At 40.0% G+C, this 1021-nt stretch carries 1 protein-coding gene; it reads right to left on the bottom strand.

The features are described 5' to 3' along the window. Positions 1–204: 204 nt before the first annotated feature. A complete protein-coding gene (locus tag C9I99_RS26880) occupies positions 205–810 on the bottom strand; it encodes a hypothetical protein (protein ID WP_107351893.1) in 606 nt (201 codons plus the stop codon). Positions 811–1021 lie beyond the last annotated feature (211 nt).

The following is a 1021-nucleotide window of genomic DNA, read 5'->3' as shown; positions in this document are numbered from 1 at the left end:
CGCGTAGTGTCATCAGGGTCATGGCAACAAAGCCAGTAAATAGACCGAATGTAGAGCGGCAGTCCCAACCTTCCATTACCTGACGCTGTTGTTGACAATCGGGGGAGTCCATGTAGCCCTGTTAAGGGGTTGATAAATGTTTGGCTAAAATGTGTAGCGAAGCGAAACCGAGCCAAACTTTAGCAGTCCCGCTTGAACAGCTTGTTATATGCAATTAACACTATCACTAAGACAAACATTTACTGATTTTCGAACAAAAGAAGAAGACTTTCCTTGTAGTTGCATAAACTCTTTCATTTCGTTTAGTTGCTCTTTATCAAAAGCTAACACACCGGCTTTTGAAGACGCTGGGATTCGTAGCTCACTAGTTACAACATATGCGGTTAAACCTTGGATAACTACACGTTGGTCGGTGAAAGTACCGTATGATTTACCATTCTGTTTTGCACACATGATACGACCAACTGATGTTAAATGGTCATTAACATTTATTTCTTGAGGGCCATTGTAAAGAACATCTGTACACGACTGTTTAGCTAAGCTAAACATACTCTTTTGAAAATTCTCAGCCGAGGTTTTTGATTGGATAGGTAATTTTTGTTCTGTAATTATCCAGTTTGTATCAAATGGTGTTTTTCCATTTGGCACCCACTCTTTAATGTATTGATCCGTTTCTTCTTTATTTGTCACTTGAACCCAATTGTCTTGGGGTAATTTTACAGATATCCCTGTTACTTCAGTCTTAGGGCTTGTAGATGCACAAGCACCTAAAATTAGTGACAAACTTAATATTGATACGACTTTATTCACCGCACTCTCCTTTGCATATAACGAATGACATGGACTCCCCCTCATCAGGCTCTGCCACACTTGGTAAGTCTGATTAACAAATGCTGGAGGCCACCATGTCACAATCAATTTATGGCATTGATTTAGCCAAACATTCGTTCAGTATCCACGGTGAAGATCACCATGGCAAGATACTGATCCATAAAACAATAACTCGCTCAAAAGTCCTTGT

The organism is Photobacterium lutimaris (assembly GCF_003025555.1).
Lineage (GTDB): Bacteria > Pseudomonadota > Gammaproteobacteria > Enterobacterales > Vibrionaceae > Photobacterium > Photobacterium lutimaris.
This window is presented reverse-complemented; position numbering and strand designations above follow the sequence as displayed.